This is a genomic window from Actinomadura sp. CNU-125 (assembly GCF_001942465.1).
Lineage (GTDB): Bacteria > Actinomycetota > Actinomycetes > Streptosporangiales > Streptosporangiaceae > Spirillospora.
Map to the genome: position 1 here is coordinate 1 of NZ_MKJY01000506.1, position 1,795 is coordinate 1,795.

Annotated in this window: 3 protein-coding genes; all 3 read left to right on the forward strand. The window is 78.9% G+C overall.

Translation table 11 applies throughout. The features are described from left to right. On the forward strand, positions 1 to 1,023 hold a 1,023-nt coding region (selA, locus tag BJF79_RS63705; protein ID WP_262403222.1), incomplete at its 5' end, for an L-seryl-tRNA(Sec) selenium transferase. Between the two features lie 211 nt (positions 1,024 to 1,234). Beyond that, on the forward strand, positions 1,235 to 1,615 hold the full coding sequence (locus BJF79_RS63710) for a hypothetical protein (protein WP_262403223.1): 381 nt from the start codon (positions 1,235 to 1,237) through the stop codon (positions 1,613 to 1,615). Next, positions 1,582 to 1,795, forward strand: a 214-nt coding sequence (locus tag BJF79_RS63715) for a hypothetical protein (RefSeq protein WP_262403224.1), incomplete at its 3' end; no start/stop codon positions are given. The genes BJF79_RS63710 and BJF79_RS63715, both read left to right, overlap by 34 nt.

Here is a 1,795-nt window from a genome sequence, read left to right on the forward strand (position 1 = left end):
CCGCGCCGCCGTCGCCGCCGCCGCGGGCACACCGACGTCGAACTCGACCTCGCCACCGCGCCCGCGCCCGCCGCGGCCGCACCGCCCTCGACGCGCTCCGCGAACTGGGTGCCCGCCGCCGCGTCCGCGCACGTCGTCGGCAACGGCGCCGCCGCGCTCGTCCTCGCGGCGACCGCCCTCGCCGGAAACCGGGAGATCATCGTCAGCCGGGGCGAACTGGTCGAGATCGGCGACGGCTTCCGCATCCCCGACCTCCTCGCCGCGACCGGCGCCCGCCTCCGCGAGGTCGGCACCACCAACCGCACCGCCCCGGACGACTACGCCGCCGCCGTCGGCCCCGGCACCGGCTTCATCCTGAAGATCCACCCGTCGAACTTCCGGATCACCGGCTTCACCCGCTCCGCCGGGATCGCCGAACTCGCCGGACTCGGCGTGCCCGTCGTCGCCGACATCGGCTCCGGCCTCCTCGAACCCGAACCGCTCCTCCCGGACGAGCCGGACGCGCAGACCGCCCTCGCGTCCGGCGCGGCCCTCGTCACCGCGAGCGGCGACAAGCTCCTCGGCGGCCCGCAGTGCGGCCTCGTCCTCGGCCGCGCGGACCTCGTGCGCACCCTCGCCCGGCACCCCCTCGCCCGCGCGCTGCGCGTCGGCAAGATGACCCTCGCCGCGCTGGAGGCCACCCTGCGCGGCCCCGCCGCCCCCACCGCGCGAGCCCTCCACGCGGACACGTCCGACCTGCCGAGAACGGCGCCGAGAAGCTCGCCGCCGCCCTCACCGAACACGGCGTCGACGCCGCCGCCGTCGCGGCGCGGCCGCCGTCGGCGGCGGCGGCGCACCCGCGTCGTCCTGCCGTCCGCCGCCGTGTCCCTGCCCGAGCCCTACGCCGCCCGCCTCCGCCTCGGCGACCCCGCCGTGATGGGCCGCGTGGAGAACGGCCGCTGCCTCCTGGACCTCCGCGCCGTCCCCCCGGAAGACGACCCCGCCCTGACCGAAGCCGTCCGCGCGGTGCCGGGGGGCGGGTGAGCGTGCACGTCGTCGCCACGGCCGGGCACGTCGACCACGGCAAGTCGACGCTGGTGCGGGCCCTCACCGGGATGGAACCCGACCGGCTCGACGAGGAGCGGCGGCGCGGCCTGACGATCGAGCTGGGGTTCGCCTGGACGGACGCGCCCGGCGGCGGCGGGCGCGCTCGCGTTCGTCGACGTGCCGGGGCACGAACGCCTCGTTCACGACGATGCTCGCGGGGGTGGGGCCGGTCCCGGCCGTGCTGTTCGTCGTCGCCGCCGACCAGGGCTGGCAGCGGCAGTCGACCGAGCACCTCGCCGTGCTGGACGCGCTGGGCGTGCGGCACGCGCTGCTCGCCGTCACCCGGTGCGACCTCGCGCCCGCCGCGACCGTCCGGCGGACCCGCGCGGACGCGCTCGCCCGCATCGCCGCGACGTCGCTCGGGGAGGTCGAGGCCGTCGAGGTCGACGGGGCGTCCGGCGCCGGGCTGGACGCGCTGCGCGGGGCGCTCGGCCGGCTCGCCGCCGGCTCCCGGCCCCCGACCGGGACGCGGACGTGCGGCTGTGGACCGACCGGGTGTTCACCGTGCGGGGGCGCGGGGACGTCCTGACCGGCACCCTCGGCGCGGGCACACGTCGCGTCGGCGACCGGCTCGCGAGCGGCGGCGGCACGTTCCGCGTCCGGGGCCTGCAGTCGCTCAAGGCGGACCGGCGGGAGGTCGGGGCCGTCGCGCGCGCGCCGTCAACCTGCACGGCGACGGGACGATCGGGCGCGGCGAGGCGCTGCTCGC